Source organism: Klebsiella sp. ME-303, assembly GCF_007910085.1.
GTDB lineage: Bacteria > Pseudomonadota > Gammaproteobacteria > Enterobacterales > Enterobacteriaceae > Klebsiella > Klebsiella michiganensis.
In genome coordinates this window covers 1-259 of sequence record NZ_VOJB01000075.1, presented here as the reverse complement: position 1 = coordinate 259, position 259 = coordinate 1, and the positions used below count along the sequence as shown (strand labels likewise).

General features: G+C 52.1%; 1 rRNA gene. It reads right to left on the bottom strand.

Going from position 1 to position 259, the window contains the following annotated elements:
• Window positions 1–23: 23 nt before the first annotated feature.
• A 23S ribosomal RNA gene (locus tag FQK12_RS13680) occupies window positions 24–259 on the bottom strand; the annotation flags it as partial.

Here is a 259-nt window from a genome sequence, read left to right as displayed (position 1 = left end):
CGCCAAAACATCTTCGGCGTTGTAAGGTTAAGCCTCACGGTTCATTAGTACCGGTTAGCTCAACGCATCGCTGCGCTTACACACCCGGCCTATCAACGTCGTCGTCTTCAACGTTCCTTCAGGACTCTCAAGGAGTCAGGGAGAACTCATCTCGGGGCAAGTTTCGTGCTTAGATGCTTTCAGCACTTATCTCTTCCGCATTTAGCTACCGGGCAATGCCATTGGCATGACAACCCGAACACCAGTGATGCGTCCACTC